Consider the following 20,115-nt stretch of genomic DNA (forward strand, 5'->3'; position numbering starts at 1 on the left):
ATTTACCGTAGCTAAATAATTCTTAAAATTGGAAGCGTTAGCATAACAAAAGACAATGAATATTTATAAAAAGTAAAAATATTGCTCTTCAAATAAACTTATGAATCTCAAAAAAGAGCCATCTCTAATTTTAAGTCTAACCAACTTCTGCAAGGGAATTGCTATTCTCTGGGTCGTTTTAGTTCACTTTAAAAGTGGTTGGTTTGGTTGGCAAGGGGTTCATGTCTTTTTAATCCTCAGTGGTTTCGGACTGACCTACTCTTGCGCGAAATCTGAAGGAAAAATCCAGTGGAAACCTTGGTTTTACAAGCGATTTAAGAGGATTTTACCCGCATATTGGATTGCCGTCCTCGGGTCTGTCCCATTTTTATTATTTTTAGATCTCGGACCCAAACCCGGTGTCGAAGCGGGAATTTTTAAAACATTTTTGGATTTTTTCCTACTCAATAATGTCTTCGAGCAATTTCGAGGCGGCGGAACCGGTGCGTTTTGGTACGTACCGCTCATTGTCGGTGCGTATTTACTCTTTCCTTGGATGTACGGGGCGCTGAAAAAATGCTCGAAACCTCATCATTATTTAACCTTTTTTCTGGTCATCGCCGCCATTGAGTTTTCCTATCGCGCCATCGCCATTTATGCCTTAGACGGACAACCCATCGGCTATAGCGAAAAGTTTTTAACCCTCATTCCCCAAACCGTTGAAGCCCTAAACCAACAACCCAATTGGCTATTTGAACTCTTTCAACATCGGGCACCTTTTGGATTTATTCCCTCGCGACTGACGGAATTTGCCATGGGAATGATGGCTGGATTGGCAGCCTTTCACAAACCGCGCCAGTTCGATCGAATCTTATTTTCTCGCTATGCGGGATTTATCGGATTCGGCTTTTGGTTAGCCAGTCAAACACTGATGTACGTGGGTTTGTGGGGATGGATTTTTGCCGATTGTGCGATTTCCTTGGGTTTAATCGTCTGGTTGCTGAATTTTGCCCGCTTTTGCCAAACCCAAAGTACCCGCATCTTCCAAATCGTCACCACCCTCGGCATTTGGTCTTACTACATCTATTTAACCCATCATCCCTTAGCGCGATTCTTTCCCCGCAAGTACGGGATGGTCGTTCCTGAAGACTCCTCGGTGGAGGTACGATTCCTGGTGTTATTCTCTCTGTTTGCCGCAACCATTGCCGGTATTGCTGTCATGAGTTGGCTGCTGGCAAAATTCGATCGCTCTCGATATCCCCAATTGATGATGGATGCGCTCGTCGGAGGATGGGAGAATATCGCTCGGGGTTTAGCGATCGCCGGACGCAAATGCAAGCAGAGTTTTCAACTCCTCCAACTGTCTGGATTGTGGATTCTGGTGAGTCTGGTTCTCCTGTGTTCGGTTGGGAGTTTTCTAAAATTGACCCCCGTTCGGTTTGAGGCTGGCAAAAAAATCGAGCAACTCAAAAAACAACAACATCGAATTGCGAGCAAAATCGATCGCATTCTGAATGTGAAATAATTTCAGTTTAATTAAGATCCCCGATGTGGATGCCGCCGCGGCATTGGCGGAACTGACTGGCATAACTACCAATCCGAGCGATCGCATCGTCTGTGGCTGTGCATCTTGAGATACTCGATGTTTTGGATGCGATGAATACCTCCCGATCGGGATTTTGCAGACGCGACACAGTATAAAGTGGGCAAACCCTGTATAATATCATTGGACTCTGTATGTAAACAGTCTCAAGCGAATACGCAGACTTAATACCAATACTTGACTGAAATAAACTTAAGCAAACGTGCAAGCTTAAGTTTAGAAGTGAATGTTTTTCCAATCCCTCCAGTAGTACCTATCCCTCCAGTATCTGAAGTTAAGATCGGCAAGCATTGACCGACGATTTTCACGATCCCACTAATTTTAATCGTCTTCAAAATACCAGGTGCCATTGCGATCGAGACCAGGTTCGCAATCGGCTCTAATCTTCGATGTTCAAAGTTTTTAGCACTCGATCGTCTCATTCAACGTTATCGGGCAAAGTTGCTCGATAACAAATAACCAATATCGTGTTGAAATTTAGGAGTATGTAACGTGAGTGAATCAAGCGCTAACGCAACAGAATCTACCGAAACAAAAATAGATCGCACAGCAGCACCACCATCGCCTAAAGCCGTTTTATCCACAAGTCGAGAAGAATTTTACGGACGAGACGCAGACCATCAACCTCTAGAGTTAATTGTTAAAGAGGGAATGACGGATAATACCTGCCTGCTTCCCGAAGATTTACAAGGTCATGTTTTTATCGTCGGTTCAGTCGGTTATGTCAATTCGACTAAACCCGATCCAGAAAATCATCCCTTTGTTGTCGAACCAGCGAACGATGGAGAAGGGTATACCTCTCTAATTAATGGCGAAGGGATGATCTATCGTCTGGACTTTCATCAAACGACTCAAAATGAAAGTGGCGAACCCAAACAAGAATTGGGTAAAGCCTGGATGGCAACTCGAATCGTTAAAACACCAGATCACTACGCAGATAATGCATTTGAAACGAAGCTTCAAAAAAAGTATAAAAAAATATTTTCTCCCGCTGAAGATTGGCTGCTAAAGTTCAGAAATTTTGGCTTAACCCGCGTCTCTTTACTGCTGGGTGCTCGTAATTACCTGAATACAGCCTTTCTCCCCATGAAGTTTTCAAATGGGAACGAGCGTCTGTTAGTCACTTGGGATGTGGGGTATCCTTACGAAATCGATCCCCGGACCCTTGAATTAGTTGCACCGATCGGACGGCACGACCAATGGCATCCACTCATCCAACAAGATATCTTAAAGTGGGTATTTCCACCTCTTCTAAGCTCGGCACATCCTGCCTTTGATACCCATACCGATGAAATGTTTACCGTCAATGGTAGCAAATCATTACGCACGGTTTTGGGCGTGTTGCGTTTAGCAAAGTTTAATGCGACAGAATGGGCGGACAAGCATATTAAAATTCCCATCATCAAGCAAATTGTTGCATTTATTCTCGGTTTGTTTATCGCAATGGGTTTTGAGATTCTGCTGTGGGTCTTAAGAGTATTTTTTCACGTTGAGGGAGAAGATTTTGTTTGTTTGACTCGCTGGACCGGTTCTGGCACAGATATCGAGCAATGGAAAGTTGTCGATGAGCAAGGAGAACCCATAAAGGTTCTGCAAAGCTTGCATCAAATGGCCGTCACTAAAGATTACATCATACTCTCAGATTCAGCATTCAAGATCGTCATTGAAGATTTACTGCCTCTGATAACGGGTCAAAACCCCATTCTCCAAGACTTAGATGACATTTTGCACCGTCTGCGTCCGTACCTGAGTTACGCACAATTACCCCATACCGATCTCTACATCATCCCTCGAGATGGCTTGATATCTGGAGCGAGTACCGTATCAACCAAACGGGTGAGAATTTATCCAGAAACCGCACATTTTCTCGTTGATTATCAAAACCCCAATGGAAAAGTCACGGTGTTTGCCGGACATACCGCAGCTTCGGACCCAGCAGAATTTCTGCACGGAGACGATCGATCGGTTTATGGCGATTCAGAAACCCAGCAATTGATAGAACGTGCCGGAATGTTTGTCTCGCCGATGGATGCCAACCGTTTGGGTTGTTGGGCGATCGAGGTTGACAAATTAGAAGACTTTGATGCCGATCCAGAACAAACCCAAGCTTGCAAGCACTTTACCGTCGATTCTTTTGAATCGGAAGGCTCCGGAAAAGAATACCTTTATTCTCTATCACTCTACGCATGGTCGGGATTCCAACCCGATCGATTTACGGATATCTACTGGAATTGTTGGGGGGCTTGGTCGGAACTGTTAAGCGAGTTCATCCTTGGGATGTACGACAAATATAAGTATCGCAAACTTCCCGTCCGAGAAATCCGCAAAAGCATTCAGGAAGGCAAACCCGCCAATTTGTTACGGATGCACGCAGATCGGACTTCAGCGCCTCCTACCTTAAGCATTGAGGATGTCTACCATTTTCCATCCGGTCATTTTGGTAATTCACCCCAGTTCGTCCCCCGTCCCGATCCGAGCGATCAGACCGATGGTTACATTGTCTGTATGGTTCTCTACGATGTTGAGGCTCCATCAGACTATAATCCTCTCTCAGATAAACGGTGCGAACTGTGGATTTTTGATGGCAAACACTTGAGCCAGGGACCGCGCTATAGACTCAGCCACCCTCGCCTGAATATGGGGGTGACGATTCACACCACCTGGTTGAGCAAGCTGGAAACCCCACCCGCCAGAACGGATTACAGCGTGCGGGAAGATTACAAAGATGCCGTCGCCGCAACGGGTTCGGAGGCGATCGCGACTCTTTTTGAAGACGAGATTTACCCTCACTTTGAAAGCTAGGAGAATACAATGATTACCCTAATCTCTACATGGAAACTGCGGAATGGCTGCCCAGAAGAACTGCTCGCGGCATTAGAGCAATTAGCCCAAAATGCTCAGACTGAATCGGGAGCGCTGATGTATCTCGTTAATCTACAAGCACCAAATCCCTTAGATAGCGAAGGTAAACCACTTGTGCCACCTCCACCTGCGATTTCTCTAGATAAACAAAAGGAAGTCGTCTTTATCGAAAGTTACGAAACTGTCGATGCACTGAGTCAACATCTTCAGAGTGCAGCTTTTATCGCCTTCCTGGAGTCAAATATTCAGTATTTTCTTCAAGATCCAGAAAATCCTGGCTTTCCTCTCACCGAAACGGAATATTTGGATAGGAAGTTTTCCTTCATCGCACCTGACGATCGCTCGATTGTCTAAATCAATCGACTAGATATTCCATGAAACGTTTTGTTAATCCCTGGAAATTGACGGCTAGCTTTGTTTTGGGAGGGCTAGCTAGCCCTCTCTCCGTTTCCGCTCAAATTATTCCTGACAGTACACTCCCTAACAACTCTCTCATTAACATTGATGGAGCGATCCAGCGAGTCACTGGAGGAACGGAAGCGGGAAATAACCTATTTCATAGTTTCGATCGATTTAACGTCCTCACGGGGGAAACCGCATTCTTCGACAATGCCGCCAGCATCGAAAACATTATCACCCGCGTGACTGGGGGACAGCTTTCTAATATCGACGGATTGATTCGCGCCAATGGCAGCGCTAACCTGTTTCTGCTCAATCCTAGTGGCATTGCTTTCGGACCGAACGCTCAACTCGACATTGGCGGCTCGTTTCTCGGTAGTACTGCCGATAGTCTGTTATTTGAAGATGGAAGTGCCTTCAGTGCCACCAACCCCCAAGCTACACCGTTACTGAGCATCAACGTTCCCATCGGCTTGCAGTTTGGAGTCAATCCAGGAAGCATCGTCAATCGCTCTCAAACCATTCGAGTGGCTGAAGATGGAACAGAAACTGTCGTGGGACTTCAAGTTCAGCCAGAACGAACCTTAGCTCTTGTCGGTGGTGACATTATCTTGGAACGGGGAACCCTGACAGCTGCGGCTGGCAGTATCGATCTAGAAGATGTTGGCGGGACGCTCGTGGATGACGAAGATGGAGCGGACATCTCCGGACAGCAAACTGCGGGAGGACGGATTGAAGTTGGTGCAGTCGGCAATAACAGTCGAGTCCGATTAGATCGCTCCTCTCAAAATCCCCAAATCTTCTCTTTTAGTTATGAAGGAGTCGAAAACTTCCAAGATGTTCGACTATCGGAGCTTTCGACAATCGATGCTAGTGGAGATGGTGGCGGTCCGATTCAAATCCAGGGACGGCACGTGACAGTCGAAGAAGGCTCGATCGTGCGATCGAATACCTTGGGAACTAATCCAGGTGAACCCTTGACTATTCGAGCCATGGAAAACCTGGAGGTTTTGGGTAATACTCTAACAGACGACCTCATCGATCCTCGTTTGGCGGGAGCTGGAATTATTATTCCCCGGAGAACTAGCATCTCAACTACCTCATTTGCCTCTGGTCGATCGGGTGACTTAATGGTGGAGGCTGAAACTGTGGTCGTCAACCTAGGTGCAGAAATAGTGGCTTTCAGCTTTGGCACGGGTCGTGGCGGAAATGTATTGGTACGAGCGACCGAAGCCGTAGATGTCTCGGGTCAGGCAATTCCATTGGGTTTCGATCCAGAATTATTGGGTTCCTTTGGCTTTGACGTTCCCGGTTTTGGAGAAGCTGCTTTTCGATCGGCTGCGAGTGGTAGTTCGATTTCAGCAACTAGTGCGGGTTTTGGAGATGCTGGTAATGTCAGAATTGAAACTGGACGCTTGAGTATCCGCGATGGTGCATTTATCTCCACTAATCCATTATTTAGCGGACAGGGCGGTACGCTGACTGTTATCGCCTCGGAGTCGGTAGAGGTATCTGGAACGTCAAAATTCGATATTCCTCCGAACAATTTGGCAATCTCTCAAAGCTTGCTGTGGTCGGCTGCGACAGGCTCGGGAGATGCTCAGGATCTAACCATTGAGACGCAGCGGTTAATCGTTCGGGATGGCGGAACGGTTCAAGCGACGACTTTTGGCACAGGTGATGCGGGAAATGTTTTCATCAATGCCTCGGAATTCGTTGAGGTGGATGGCTTTGGTTTGTCGCCGCGCGATGGCGTGTTACCGAGTAATATCAGTGCTAGTACGTTTGGGGAGGGGAATGCTGGAGGCTTAAGCGTGAACACCAGTCGATTCATCGTTCGAGATGGGGGTGAGGTCTCGGTCAACAGTACCCGTGGAGGTAATGCGGGAAATTTAAACGCGATCGCCGACTCGATCGAATTAGACAATCGAGCGGTACTCAACGCGGCGACAGTTTCCGGAGTGGGCGGTAATTTGACCCTACAGACATCCGACTTGCAATTACGTCGCGGCAGCCTCCTCAATACCAATGCCGGAAATACCGATGGCGGCAACATCAACATCAATACCGACACCCTCGTGGCACTCGAAAATAGCGATATCACGGCCAATGCCCTACAGGGACGCGGGGGACAGGTTTCCATTGCCGCTCGAGGTATATTCGGCACCCAGTTTCGCGATCGACTCACCCCCGAAAGCGATATCACCGCCACTTCAGCATTAGGGGCAGAATTTAGCGGCACGGTGACGATTACGACCCCCGATGTGGATGCCGCAGCCGGACTGGTGGAACTCAGCAGTGAAGTGAAAGACCCGAGCGATCGCATTCTCTCTGGTTGTATCCCAGGAAGTTCCTTCGCCATCACCGGACGCGGGGGTATCATCGAAGATCCGATGTCTGTGATTCGGGGGGAGACGGTGTGGGAAGATTGGCAAAATCATGCGGGGAATGACGCGACCCCGGACACCTCATCCCAATCCATTCGAGTCACACCGTTAGAACCAGTCCAAAAGCTTGTGGAAGCCACGGGATGGATGATACGGGATGATGGCGCGGTGGAACTGGTTGCCGAAACAACTGGGGTTCCCCGTTTTTGGGGCAAAGTACCCCAATGTAATGATTAATGATGAATTGTGAATTACGGCTCGTGCAACTTTTTCTGAAGTCTTGAATTTACGTCATTTGAGCAACCCCGAATTTGAAAGTTCCAAATAGCTTTAAGAAATCGTTAGCAGATCTGGGCTTCCGAGTTCCTTATATCAAGTTCGGATAATTACTTACAATAAAGAAACCCTTGTGCCTGAATTCAGAAAAATTTTAATGAGAAGTGTTTAAGCGAACCTAATATTACACCCCCTTTTCCCCATCAGAAATTGAAATAACTGAGCTGGGAGAGCTTGAATTTTCGGGTTCAATCTCTCTCGTGTAGCTAGGGTGTGTCGATCGAGATAAAAAGTAGATACTTTTTCAAGCGGCTTAATGGAATTCCGGGTTTTCGGTTAATTATTGGGAGGTTGACAACGTCGATATGACCTTAACTTGTCACCCATGGTCGAGCGATGGAAATTCAGTAAATTGGGTGTCAGTATAAATTGATAAAGCGATCGAAATACAGTGGGTGTCTTATCTCAGATATTGATTTTGCTGAGACTCACTAAATTCGATCGCTCTTTTTTAGATAATCAAAAAATGACTCAATACAACGAATTATAAATTTTCTCGAATCAACTAGAGAGTCCGGGGTTCAAATCTTCAATAGGGATGTATCCTCCGGTATATCCCAACTCACTCAATATCGTATCATAGCCCTGAATAATCGATGGGTTCTGACGCGATTTTTCTCGAGATTTCAACCCCACAATAACCAATTCTTGTCCTTCGTAAATTTCAACATTGGTCTGGGGAAGTCCTTCGGGTGTTATATAACAAATCAGATCTGGTCCCATCGCGATCGGATCTTGAATCTCTCCTGCAAAGGGGTAAGAATCGCGACAAGCAATTAAGTTTTCATTCAGTGCCAACACACAGATTTTTTCTGTGCCGTTATCCAAGACAATTGTGACGCGATCGAGCCGACCGATATTCTCATGCTCAATTGTTTCGATGGTTCCCCGGAATAACTCGATGGCGCGAGGTGCATCAGGAAAATTACCGGAAGTGTTATACCAATCGATCAGTTCGGTCACTGGGTCTGTTGTTGCCTGACGTAGGGTTGCACCGACTCCTTGGGCTTCGCTAACAGTTTGAGCCATTACTGGAGTATTACCTGTGACAGTACTACCTTCCATCACATAAGCTGCCATCACCCCAGAATTTCCAAATTCTGAAGTTTGCATGATATCGGTCAGGAGATTGTTCGTTTTTGCAACTTGTTCGGTATAAAGCGCAGACTTGACAATTTCCGTAGCATTGGAGGAAATATTCGACATGGCTGCCGGATAAACGGGGAGATCGGGCGAACTGTAAGTCAGCATACTCAAATCGGGGATCGATCGTCCAGCTCCGTCGCAGTCTACCATCGGGATCCCTTTTTTCGCTGCAACATACAACGCTAAAAACGTATTCCCCGTCCCAATTTCTAAAGACATGACAGAGGAGAAAGATTGCCCGAGAGTCGTTTCCAATAAATCGAAGGGATAGAAGATCGATGTTTTCAGATCGGCAATCTCATAGCCCCCACTTTTACCCTCATTCTTTGTTTGACGAGACAGCATATGAGATGAAAAGTTGAATTTTAAAGAAGTCTCTGAAGCCGACCCTTCGAAATTACTTGGCGCTCCCCCCGCAAAAGAGACAACACTCCAGTCCACTGCTTGGACTTCGTCAACTTCTATTAAATTAATTGGATTAGGTTCTTCTAATATCCAATCTCGGATGTCTTCTCCCATCGCTCGCGAACCGCCACCCCCACTGGCTAAAAAAGCAGCGCCATTGAGGATATCGTTGAGGTCTTGCTCGTTAAGTTGTCTCATTTCAGTATTTCCTTATCGTGCTGTAACGATTGGGTTCAAGAAAACATTACTTTAGAGTTGAAGTCATGAGATTTTCTCTAAAGGAAAAGTATAGATTTTTACAACCACCTGGACTAATATACGAGTTTTTACTGAAAAAAAATCGACAAAAGACAAAAAGGTAAGTATTTATACGAATAGATAAAATAGCTGATTTAAAGTAGGCTTGCGGACAAAAAGAATGGATTTCGAAGCGCGCGCAAAACTAATCGACTTCATCAATGTCCCTCAAAGTCATCTGCCCTCTTGCGATTACCAGTCTCTTGACCTCGATCGCCGTTTTTCCCCAATGTACCGTTGCTCAAATCGTCCCCGATTCGACTCTACCAACTAATTCGATCGTCACCGTCGAAGATACCATTCAACAGATTACAGGTGGTACTCAAGCTGGGGGCAATTTATTTCATAGTTTCGGGGAATTCAACGTCCGTACGGGAGAAACTGCCTTTTTCGACAATGTCCTAACTGTCGAGAACATTATTACTCGCGTGACTGGCGGGCAAATTTCTAACATCGATGGGTTAATTCGCGCGAACGGCACGGCAGATTTATTCTTAATTAATCCCAGCGGTATACTCTTCGGTGCTAATGCCAGTTTAGATATTGGCGGTTCGTTTGTGGGTAGCACTGCTGACAGTGTTCAATTTGACGATGGGAGCTTTTTTAGCGCGACTAATCCCAATGCATCTCCCCTACTCACCGTCAGCGTACCGATTGGCTTGCAGTTTACTTCACCGCCTTCATCCACAGGGGAGATTCGCGTAGAGGGGTTAGGACACGATATCGATCAGCCCCAAGTCTCACCCCACAACCGAGGCGATGTTAGAGGATTGCAAGTGCCAACGGGAAATACCCTGGCTTTGGTGGGAGGAAACATCACTCTAGAAGGTGGGGTGCTAACCGCAGAAGCCGGACGGATTGAGTTAGGTAGCGTGGCATCTGGAGAGGTGAGCCTTGCGCCAACAGAGGTGGGTTGGACGCTCGGTTATGAAGGCGTACCCAGTTTTAAGGACATTACATTACGTTCTCAATCAGCCATCGACGCCAGCGGCGAACCCGGTGGTTCGATTCACGTTCGGGGACGAAACTTGGAACTGCTCGATGGATCGATCGCATTAATTCAAAACCAAGGCGATCGATCTGCAGGTGCGATCGCGATTAACCTCTCCGATACCCTCGTGGCAGTTGGTTTAGATCCCGACGGAACCCCCCCGAGTAGTTTGATTAACGAAACCGTAAGTGACGGCGATAGCGGAGCGCTAACAATTTCAGCGCGGCACATTGTTTTTCGCAATGGGGGACAGGCTGGAACGCGAACTTTTGCAGCAGGTCGCAGCGGACCGATAAGCGTTCGTGCTTCAGAATCAGTGCGGATCGCCGGTTTCATCCTCGATCCCAATGGCGAACCGTTTATCAGTAATATTTTGGCCGCATCCATTGGTGCTGGTGCAACGGGTAATATCAACGTATCGACCAGACAGTTGACCCTTGAAGATGGAGCGCAAATCTCATCAACAGCACTTGTCACAGGTCGAGGGGGCAATGTGACGGTCAATGCGACAGATTCTGTAGAAGTACTTGGGTTTAGCCCTAGTTTTTCCGGTAGCAATTTGTCAGCCACGACCTTTAATTCCGGTAATGCCGGCAATGTGACGGTCAATACGGCAAGGTTAACCCTTCGAGATGGGGGGCGAGTGGATGCTAATACGATCGCCAGTGGTAATGCAGGCAGTGTCACGATCGATGCCTCAGAGTTCGTGGAGTTAAGTGGTACAGTGATTTCCCCAGAGGTAACAACTCCCACTCAGATTGGTTCGGCGGCGAATACTCCCGATCCGGCTTTGCAAGAGTTTTTAGGACTCGATCCAGTTCCCTCTGGCAGTCCGGGAGATGTCACTCTCAAGACCCCCGAACTGCGGGTGACCGATGGGGCATTGGTCACGGTGCAAAACGAAGGAACGGGGAATGCCGGAAATCTATCGATTCAAGCCGATTCCATCTTTTTGGATAATGGCGGCATTACCGCTTCCACCGCCTCTGGAGAAGGGGGCAACCTCTCCCTAGATCTTCGCAACTCCCTGCAACTGCGAAATGGCAGCCAAATTAACTCGGAAGCCGGAGGAACCGGAAATGGCGGCAACATTACCCTGGATACGGACACCCTGACCTTACTCGAAGCCAGCCGCATCAACGCCAACGCTTTCGAGGGAACCGGGGGGAATATTGCCATTAACACCCGAGGTATTTTCGTCTCCCCCGACAGTGCCATCACCGCCAGTTCCCAACTCGGTGTCGATGGCATCGTCCAAATTACTAATCCCGATGTGGATGCAAGTGCCGGATTGGTAGAACTCAGCAGCGAAACCACCGATCCGAGCGATCGCATTGTATCGGGCTGTGCGGCCGGGAGTTCCTTCACCATCACCGGACGCGGCGGTTTGATTGAAGACCCAACATCGATCGTTCAAGTCGAGACGGTGTGGGAAGATTGGCAGCATTATGCGGGGAATGACACGACCCCGGACACCTCATCCCAACCGATTCGGGTCACGCCGTTAGCACCGGTCCAAAAGCTTGTGGAAGCGACTGGATGGATGGTTCGCGATGATGGTACTGTAGAGCTGATTGCCGAAAGAGCTGGGGTTCCCGGTTTTTGGGGCAAAGCACCCCAGTGTAATGGTTAATAATGAATTGTGATTTGCGATGGATGACGTCGGGTGGGCGTATTGAGACATGGAGCGATCGATGTTTTGGCTGCGATGAATGCCTCCATCGCGGAATTTTGCAAACACTATACAGTATGAAGTCTTGCAAACGTCGGCAAATCCTATGTACTATTCGCACTCTGTATATCAGTGGTCTCAAGCTAATATGCACACTTGATACGAGTGCTTGACTGATTAAACCTAAGAGTACGTGCAAGCTTAAGTTGGAAAGCTAACATTTTTCAAATTCTTTCAGTACCTATCCTTTCAGTATCTAAAGTCAAGACCGGTCATTTCTGCGCTCGCACTGATATTAATCGTTTTCAAAATACCAGGTACGATTGCAACCTAGAAAAGATTCGCAATCGGCTCCGATCTTCGACGTTCCAAGTTTTTTGCACTCGAGGGTCTCATTCAACGTTCTCGGGCGAAGTCGCTCGATGACAAACATTGTGTTGAAATTTAGGAGTATGTAATGTGAATGAATTCACTGCTAACACAACAGAACCTACCACCGATCCCAGCGATAGCACAACATCACCGCAATGGCCTAAAGCTCTTTTATATACCAGTCGAGAAGAGTTTTACGGACAAGACGCAGACCATCAACCTCTTGAGTTAATCGTTAAAGAGGGAATGACGGAGAATACCTGTGTGCTGCCTGAAGATTTGCAGGGTCATGTCTTTATTGTTGGTCCGGTTGGTACGGAAGATTCTCCACGATACGAGGGTTCCTCCTACGTCGTCGAACCCGCTCAAGATGGTTGGACGCCTTTGTTTAACGGCGATGGAATGATTTACCGTTTGGACTTTCATCAAACCCCTCAAACCGATTCCGATGCCGATCGCACTGAGGTGGGTAAGGCGTGGATGGCGAGTCGAATCGTGAAAACACCCGACTATTATGCCGATTTGGCTCTAGAGACAAATCCTCGATATCAAAAAGATTGGCCTGAGCAATATCCGTTCCTCAAGTTCCATAATTTTGGTCTCTCTCGTTTATCAATAAACGTCGGTAATCGGAACTCCTTAAATACAGCCTTTCTCCCGATGAAGTTTTCTGATGGCAGCGAACGACTCTTGGTGACATGGGATGGAGGTCGTCCTTACGAAATCGATCCTCGGACGTTAGATCCGATCGCACCCATCGGCTGGAATAAACAATGGAAACCCATGACCCAGGCACTCGATATATTCAAAATGCCATTTCCTTTCGCTCTGAGTACTGCGCATCCTGTCTTTGATACCCATACCGATGAAATGTTCACGGTCAATGTGGGAAAATCACAGAGAAACCTGATTGACCAATCGCGTTATCTACCATTTTGGGCAATAAAATTTGCCAAGCGATACCTGAAAAACCAAAACTCATTCTTAAGAAGAATACTCGACTTTGGTATTCGTAAATGGGTTCAATGTATCAAATTTTGCGCCTTCTTAGATTGGCTGTTTGAAGATATTTTTATCACTCCAGATCTCAATGGAGAAAACTTCGTCTATCTCACTCATTGGACCGGTTCTGGGACGGATGTTACGCAGTGGCAAGTTCTCGATGAGAACGAGCGTCCGCTCAAAATCCGGCAAAGCCCTCACCAAATGGCATTAACCCGAGATTATGTCATTTTGTCAGACTCCGCATTCAAACTGACTCTATCAGATTTATTGCCCTATCTCGATATCCAACAAAGTGCCGAAGTGCAAAAACTTCTTTGGCGAGAAACAGAAAACCATAACGAATTCGAGCGAATTCTAAAGCAGCGACAAGCTAGCTTCCTTGAGTTTCTCCGAGAGCATTTGAGCTATGAAGCATTCGACTATACCGATATCTATATCATTCCCCGCAAAAACCTCCAGCCTGGAGCTTTCTCTGTAACGGCAAAAAAAATTACCATCGAGCCGGAAACCCCACATTTTCTCGCCGACTACGAGAATCCCGAAGGGAAGATCTCGCTCTATGTCGCCCATAGCAATGCGTCCGATCCGGCTGAGTTTATTCATAAAGTTGATGAATCCTATTACCAAGAACCCGAAATGACTCAAGCTCTTCAAGAACGTTCTGGCGCAACTGTCGCGCCGATGGATGTCAACCAATTGGGATGTTGGCAAATCGATGTTGAGGCCCGAACCACAGAACATACTCTACTCCCCGTTGAGGAAGCCAAAACGTATCTTTGGTCTCTAGCGATATACGCATGGCGTGGTTTTCAGCCCACGCGATTCACGGATATTTACTGGAATTGCTGGGGCGCGTGGCAAGACCTCGTCAGCACGTTCATTGTCGATATGTACGATGACTACGCAAGAAGAACTGTTCCCGTCTCAGAACTGCTCGATGATATTTTCAAAAATGGTAAACCGTCAAACTTGCTTCGGTTACATATCGATCGCACTTCGCCATCACCTAAACTGAGCGTTCCCGACGCTTACGAGTTCCCGCCAGGGTACTTTGGCAATTCGCCTCAATTTATCCCCCGTTCGGGTTCTGAAGATCAGACAGATGGCTACATTACCTGTGTTGTCGTTCATTCGAATAATCCACTCGCTGATAAATGCGAACTGTGGATTTTCGATGCTCGGGATTTAAGTTCCGGTCCGCGCTACCGACTCAGCCATCCCAAACTCAATATTGGGATAACGATTCATTCCACTTGGTTGAGCAAGCTAGAAACCCCACCGGCCAGAACGGATTACAGCGTGCGGGAAGATTATAAAGATGCCGTCGCCAGAACGGGTTCGGAGGCGATCGAAACTCTTTTTGAAGAAGATATCTACCCTCACTTTGAAAGCTAGGAGAACACTATTATTACTCTCATCTCTAAATGGAAACTTCGGAATGGCTGTCCGGAAGAATTGCTCGCTGCATTAGAACAATTGTCCCAAAATACTATGACTGAATCGGGAGTGTGGAAGCCACGGGGTGGGTGGTTCGCGATGATGGTACTGTAGAGCTGATTGCCGATGACCTGGGGTTATCCATTCTTGGGGCAACGCACCCCAGTGTAACGGCTAGTGGACTTTGAAAGTTGCCTTCCTCTCAAACGAATTGGAACTCGCTACCGCCCAGATCTAATGAAACATTACCGCGCACGATCGCCAGCAGTTCGCCATCGGTGAGGAAAATCCCCGTTCCCGAGGGCAGTCCCACGGGTGCATCGCCCAACGCATAATCGCTTTCAACCCCGTGGAGTTCGATGGTATCCCCCGGTTGCAACTGGAGAATCAGGGCGTAGTCGTCGATGCCCGGAGTCGCTGCCAGACCGTCATCGTAGTAAACTGAGTCGGTGTCGCCGAGGCGATAGATATCTGCATCGATGCCGCCATTGAGGGTATCGATTTCACCGATACCGGGGGCGATATCGTCTGGGTCTACACCGATGAGGATGTCATTTCCCCGATTGCCGCTGAGGCGATCGCTTCCGTCCCCCCCTTCGAGCAAATCGTTTCCCACTTGACCTTTGAGGATATCGTTGTTACCGCCCCCTTCGAGGGTATCGTTTCCGCTGCCTCCCAACAGGCGATCGCTTCCCCCTTGGCCGTCGAGTACGTCATTCCCGTTTTTCCCATCCAGGGTGTCATCTCCCAATCCCCCGAACAACAGGTCGTTTCCGCCATTGCCCCGCAGATCGTCGTTATCGCCGCCGCCGTTGAGGGTGTCGTTTCCTTTGCCCCCGATGAGGAGATCGCGATCGCCGTGGCCGTTAAGAACGTCGCTGCCATAATCTCCCCGCAGGGTGTCGTCTCCCAATCCCCCCAAAATTAAATCGTTTCCCCCCAAACCGCGAATGAAGTTATCCTCATCGGTTCCCACCAGCACATCATCCCCAGGGGTTTCCGGGGATGCCACCAGTCGCCGAACTGTTCCATCTTGCTTGGAGGTGACGTAGATTTCTCCCGTTGCATCGACCCCAAATCGGACATCCGATCGATTATCCCCAATCAGTTCCAAAAACGACTGTTCCTCGTTCTCTTCGTAAAGTCGCAACTCCTGAATCTGGGCTTGGGAACCGTTAACGAGATCTTCAACGGGAACGTGGAAAAATCGAGAATCGTTGGCAAAATCGGCAAAGACGTAGTGACCCACCAGTTGCGGAATCGCCGTTCCTCGGTATACAAATCCACCGGCGATCGCAAATCCAAAAAAGCCCGTTGCATCTTCAGGGCGATCGTGGTCGTACTGCGCCACGGGGTACGTAAAGCCAAAATCAGCATCGTTGGCGGGCAACTCGAATACCACCCCTTCGTTATTCTCATCCACCACGAACGTGCCTTCCCGTTCCCCCCAACCGTAATTCGCCCCGGCAATCCCCACATTCACTTCTTCGATGAACGCCTGACCGATATCGGCAATCAGCATTTTGCCCTCACCTCCCGTATCCCAACTGATGCGGTGGGGGTTGCGCAGACCGTAGGTCCAGATTTCCCCCAGGGTATTGGGGTCGCCGTCGCCGACAAAGGGGTTGTCAGCAGGGATGCCGTACTCGCCGTTGGTGCTGTTGTTACCGGCCGGATCGATGCGCAAAATCGTCCCCAGGGGGGTACTCAAATCTTGGCCGTTATCGAGGGGGTCGGTATTGCTGACGGGGAAGCCATCACTGCCGCCATCAGCGACTGCAAGATACAGTTTGCCGTAGTCGGCATCCCCCAGTTGGGCATTGGGGTTGAACGCCAGTTGCCCCATGTTGTGGTCGGCATAGGGTTGTTCCACCCGCAGAATTTCCCGAAACGTCCCGGAAAAGCTGTTGGCCGTCGGATCGCCTGCCGTCCACTCGCGAACGACGCTGTGGTGGGAACTGGCAATAACATTTCCCTGATTGTCGAGAATGGGTTCGGTGACGGGAAAATCGGGAACGGAGGAACCCTTGTTTTCGCTATGAACGGTGTAGAAAATGCCGTTGGTAGCAAACTCCGGGTGAAAGGCAAAGTAGGTAAAGCCCTGCTGACCGGTGGCACTGCGAAAATCACCTCTCACCCACCCCGCGAGGTCCATGTATTCGCTGACGGTTCCATCCTCAATAACGTAGAGTTTGCCCCGCGTATCGTTGACGAACAGCCTCCCGTCACCGGGGTCGGCAAGTAGGTTCAACTGGGCAGCGGCGTTATTGCCACTGCCGCTATCGGGAATTTGAGCGACTTCTTCTAAGCCAACGGAGAGTCTGGATTGGCGAACGGGTTGGGCGATCGGATTTTCTGCAATCGGATTCATCAGTAGATACTCTGAGAAGAAGACAACAGTATCTGCTAACTTCTCAGTATTTCTCTACTTTTTGTTGCCAATTCGGAAGTTGTTTACGAAAAATTCATCAAAATATGCGTAGTTTTACGCAAGCAACATGCTTCCATCTTTCCGATCGGTGCGGTGTGCAACTTTAAACAAAACTATGTGGCGAGCGAGTCGAAAAGTCCCCCTTTACCCCGAGCGAGGGGGTTTTGGATAATTTTGTCGCACATGGCGTCATTACGCATTCGTCAACCGGCCATCTTCCATATGCACCAATCGATCGGCAATATCGAGAATGCGGCTGTCGTGGGTGACGAGCAAAATCGTACATCCCTGTTCTTTTGCCAAACGCTGCATAATTTCCACCACATCCCGACCGGATTTTTTATCGAGGGCGGCAGTGGGTTCGTCGGCGAGGACGATTTGCGGGTGGGCCGCGAGGGCGCGGGCGATCGCCACTCGTTGTTTTTGCCCCCCGGAAAGGTTATCGGGATAGTAATCGATGCGATCGGACAATCCCACCGCGTCTAACATTTCTGTGGCTTTCTCCCCCAAATCTCCCGTTAAAAAATCGTCGTGCAGCTCCAGAGACATTTGCACGTTTTGTTTGGCGGTGAGGAATCGCATCAAATTGTGGGCTTGGAAAATGTAGCCGATATTTCGCCGGGTTTTGGTTAAGCGCTCTTTACTTGCCCCTTGAAGCTCGTTTCCTAATACTTTTAAACTGCCCTCGCTGGGGGTTCTCAAGCCACCTAGCATCGTCAAGAGCGTTGTTTTTCCGGAACCTGAAGGTCCGACCATGAGAACGATTTCCCCGGCATAAATATCGAGGTTAATCTCGAATAATACTTGCTTTCGTAGTGCCCCTTCCCCAAAATAATGGTTGAGATGACGCACGGAGATGACGGGTTCGAGGTTGGAGGAAGTGGGATTTTCGGAGGCCATTTCAGTCGTTTTCATGACGGTTTCGATCGATTCATTTATGGTTGAGGATGTGTGCTCGTAGGGGCAAAGCATTGCAGCGATAAATAATGGATTTACCGATAACTGAAAAATCGCAATGCTTTGCCCTTCTGGGTGTATGGGATAAGCGATCGAGATTTGAATGAGTTGGATTTGTGGGAAGGTCGATCGATGTTTGGATGGGTTAGATGTGTTGCGCGCTCGATTGATAGCGCTTCGTCATCAGTTTATTTACACAAATCGAAGAAATCGGTATTTTCCATTCCCCATTCCCCATTCCCCATGACAGAAAATTGGGAATGATACCAGCCCGAACTGCTATAGTTCCCAATTACCCAAAAATATCGGCGGGATCGGCAGTTTGTAATTTCCGCATCGCCACGATTCCCGAAGCCGTACACATAATAATGGTTAAAATCGAAACCAGTACCGCCCGATTGACCGTCATCGCAATTGGAAGTAGGGTTGCCCCTTTGGCTAAAGAATACAGTCCGGAGGCAATGAAGAAGCTGGGAATAAAACCCAAGACTGCTAACAGCAACGATTCTTGAATCAGAACTTCAATTAAGTAACCATCGGTATATCCCATAGCTTTTAGCGTGGCATATTCGGGTAAATGTTCGCTCACATCGGTGTATAAAATTTGATAGACGATGACGATGCCGACGATAAAACCGACGGCTGCTCCTAAACTAAAAATAAAGCCGATCGCCGTACTATTAGCCCAATAAGCTTTTTCAAGATTTGCAAATTCTTCGACGGTCAAAACGCGCACGCCCTCGGATAATTGTTCTATTAAACCTGATTTGACTCGTTCTAAATCTGCATTGGATTTAACCTTGACTAAACCCACTTCGATTCGATCGACCGATCGCTCGGGAAATATCTGTAAAAACGTAGAATCGCTGACAATTGCCGTCCCATCGGCGGTAAAAGATGCCCCCAGACTGAACATCCCGACAACTTCAATCAGGCGATCGTTTACTTCCGTTTCTACCGTTCCCTCTGCTTCAAAAATCGGAACGATGCCATATTCCGGTCTTCCTGCCCGATCGAATAAAACCCGATTCAACATTTTTAATCGATCGATATTTTCATCCACTTCGGGTAGATTGAATCCCGGATTAGCCGGGTCGGTTCCAAAGACGAGAATGGGACGAGCGATCCGAGTTTCGGGATTCATCCAATCGGCGGTTCCCGCATATAAATAGCTAACGGATTCAACCCCCTCAAATCCGCGGACTTGATACAATCGTTCTCTGGAAAAACTTTTGCTGGAGAAAAAGGTTTCAAATTGAGAATTGAGTACCACTAAATCGGCTTCAAAGGTGGAATGAGGTCGAACTGAAGCCTCAAACAGGGCATCTTTAAATCCAAACTGAACGAACATCAGAATATCGGCAAAGGCAATCCCCGCCAGTGCCACCGCCAGGCGCGTTTTTTCTCGCGTCACCTGCAACCAGGCTAGCGGTGTTTTCCGAAAGCGCTTAAAAACCATAACTCTACCCCGATTTTCTTCGTTTGACTCTCAATTCTCAATCGTCTCAGGGATTTCCATTAAATGCTGCTGCCGTATCAAGAGAAATAATGGCAGCCCAAAGGAAACACCCACTAAAAAGTTGCCCGCAATATAAACCCACAGATTCTTCATCTGTAGTCGCGAACCTTCCCAGAAAACAAACGCAAAGAAAACCAAGGACGAAACGATAACATCCCAGCCGAAAAAGGCGGAAATTCGATTGGCAAAAAATTCCTCAAAAAATAGCGGTATATCCAAACCGTTATCCCATAAAAAAGGAACGAACTGAGAATAGGGAAAAATTAGCCCGATCGCACACAAAACAAAATACGTCACTCGCATCATCATCACCTCTT

11 protein-coding genes are annotated in these 20,115 nt (G+C 47.9%); 6 read left to right on the top strand and 5 right to left on the bottom strand.

Annotated features, from left to right (window positions below; all coding sequences use genetic code 11):
- Positions 1 to 100 precede the first annotated feature (100 nt).
- The 4 genes from AC2215_RS11340 (at position 101) to AC2215_RS11355 (ending at position 7,467) form a co-directional block, all read left to right on the top strand.
- Positions 101 to 1,504, top strand: coding sequence for an acyltransferase family protein (locus tag AC2215_RS11340; RefSeq protein WP_486810102.1), 1,404 nt, complete (start codon positions 101 to 103; stop codon positions 1,502 to 1,504).
- Between the two features lie 570 nt (positions 1,505 to 2,074).
- A complete protein-coding gene (locus tag AC2215_RS11345) occupies positions 2,075 to 4,384 on the top strand; it encodes a carotenoid oxygenase family protein (RefSeq protein WP_486810103.1) in 2,310 nt (769 codons plus the stop codon).
- A 9-nt stretch (positions 4,385 to 4,393) separates the two neighbouring features.
- Entirely contained in the window at positions 4,394 to 4,798 is a 405-nt protein-coding gene (locus AC2215_RS11350) for a putative quinol monooxygenase (protein ID WP_486810104.1), read from the top strand.
- Positions 4,799 to 4,818: 20 nt separating this feature from the next.
- A complete protein-coding gene (locus AC2215_RS11355) occupies positions 4,819 to 7,467 on the top strand; it encodes a filamentous hemagglutinin N-terminal domain-containing protein (protein ID WP_486810105.1) in 2,649 nt (882 codons plus the stop codon).
- 600 nt (positions 7,468 to 8,067) lie between these two features.
- Here AC2215_RS11355 and AC2215_RS11360 read toward each other — a convergent pair.
- Positions 8,068 to 9,315, bottom strand: a complete 1,248-nt coding sequence (locus AC2215_RS11360) for an S-methyl thiohydantoin desulfurase family protein (protein ID WP_486810106.1) — start codon at positions 9,313 to 9,315, stop codon at positions 8,068 to 8,070.
- A gap of 260 nt (positions 9,316 to 9,575) precedes the next feature.
- Between AC2215_RS11360 and AC2215_RS11365 the strand changes: the two genes are divergently transcribed.
- On the top strand, positions 9,576 to 12,038 hold the full coding sequence (locus AC2215_RS11365) for a two-partner secretion domain-containing protein (protein ID WP_486810107.1): 2,463 nt from the start codon (positions 9,576 to 9,578) through the stop codon (positions 12,036 to 12,038).
- A gap of 498 nt (positions 12,039 to 12,536) precedes the next feature.
- Positions 12,537 to 14,849, top strand: a complete 2,313-nt coding sequence (locus AC2215_RS11370) for a carotenoid oxygenase family protein (RefSeq protein WP_486810108.1) — start codon at positions 12,537 to 12,539, stop codon at positions 14,847 to 14,849.
- A gap of 244 nt (positions 14,850 to 15,093) precedes the next feature.
- Here AC2215_RS11370 and AC2215_RS11375 read toward each other — a convergent pair whose 3' ends face one another.
- The 4 genes from AC2215_RS11375 to AC2215_RS11390 form a co-directional block, all read right to left on the bottom strand.
- On the bottom strand, positions 15,094 to 17,262 hold the full coding sequence (locus tag AC2215_RS11375; RefSeq protein WP_486810109.1) for a PQQ-dependent sugar dehydrogenase: 2,169 nt from the start codon (positions 17,260 to 17,262) through the stop codon (positions 15,094 to 15,096).
- A 252-nt stretch (positions 17,263 to 17,514) separates the two neighbouring features.
- Positions 17,515 to 18,237 carry a DevA family ABC transporter ATP-binding protein gene (locus AC2215_RS11380; protein WP_486810110.1) on the bottom strand — a complete coding sequence of 241 codons (723 nt, stop codon included), beginning with the start codon at positions 18,235 to 18,237 and terminating at the stop codon, positions 17,515 to 17,517.
- Between the two features lie 334 nt (positions 18,238 to 18,571).
- Positions 18,572 to 19,738 (bottom strand): ABC transporter permease DevC, encoded by a 1,167-nt coding sequence (gene devC / locus AC2215_RS11385; protein WP_486810111.1) that lies wholly within the window; start codon positions 19,736 to 19,738, stop codon positions 18,572 to 18,574.
- 30 nt (positions 19,739 to 19,768) lie between these two features.
- A complete protein-coding gene (locus AC2215_RS11390) occupies positions 19,769 to 20,107 on the bottom strand; it encodes a DUF2834 domain-containing protein (RefSeq protein WP_486810112.1) in 339 nt (112 codons plus the stop codon).
- Positions 20,108 to 20,115 lie beyond the last annotated feature (8 nt).

Source organism: Zarconia sp., assembly GCF_057467645.1.

Coding starts and splice junctions, on each gene's coding strand:
- AC2215_RS11340 (WP_486810102.1), top strand. CDS start 101: ATGAATCTCAAAAAAGAGCCATCTCTAATTTTAAGTCTAACCAACTTC.
- AC2215_RS11350 (WP_486810104.1), top strand. CDS start 4,394: ATGATTACCCTAATCTCTACATGGAAACTGCGGAATGGCTGCCCAGAA.
- AC2215_RS11355 (WP_486810105.1), top strand. CDS start 4,819: ATGAAACGTTTTGTTAATCCCTGGAAATTGACGGCTAGCTTTGTTTTG.
- AC2215_RS11360 (WP_486810106.1), bottom strand. CDS start 9,315: ATGAGACAACTTAACGAGCAAGACCTCAACGATATCCTCAATGGCGCT.
- AC2215_RS11365 (WP_486810107.1), top strand. CDS start 9,576: ATGTCCCTCAAAGTCATCTGCCCTCTTGCGATTACCAGTCTCTTGACC.
- AC2215_RS11375 (WP_486810109.1), bottom strand. CDS start 17,262: ATGAATCCGATTGCAGAAAATCCGATCGCCCAACCCGTTCGCCAATCC.
- AC2215_RS11380 (WP_486810110.1), bottom strand. CDS start 18,237: ATGAAAACGACTGAAATGGCCTCCGAAAATCCCACTTCCTCCAACCTC.
- devC (WP_486810111.1), bottom strand. CDS start 19,738: ATGGTTTTTAAGCGCTTTCGGAAAACACCGCTAGCCTGGTTGCAGGTG.
- AC2215_RS11390 (WP_486810112.1), bottom strand. CDS start 20,107: ATGATGATGCGAGTGACGTATTTTGTTTTGTGTGCGATCGGGCTAATT.